The sequence below is a fragment of the Bartonella sp. MR168JLCBS genome (assembly GCF_042194175.1).
In genome coordinates, this window is sequence record NZ_JBHIMP010000116.1 from 962 (window position 1) to 1231 (window position 270).

At 43.0% G+C, this 270-nt stretch carries 1 protein-coding gene; it reads right to left on the reverse strand.

Going from position 1 to position 270, the window contains the following annotated elements; all coding sequences use genetic code 11:
- The coding region (locus tag ACFIK8_RS09610; protein ID WP_375669296.1) for a type IV secretory system conjugative DNA transfer family protein at positions 1–270 on the reverse strand (270 nt) is incomplete at both ends.

A 270-nucleotide genomic window follows, 5' to 3' on the forward strand; every position in this document is an offset into this window, starting at 1 on the left:
GAACGCGCCCCCGCTTCTCCAAAGTGATTGACCAACTGACCAGAGGATTGATAAAAGAGCATCAAGGATGTGCCGTATTTACGCCCACGGTCGCGTGCTTCCTCTAAAATATTCATATAACCAAGAAGATCAACTTCATCCAAGACAAACAAAACACGCTTTTTATATTTTCCGTCAGCCGTAACCATCGCATTTAAAAAAGCGCCAATAATCACGCGTCCAATCGCTGGATAACTGTTCAAAATGCTTGCAGGAAGATTCAGAAAAACA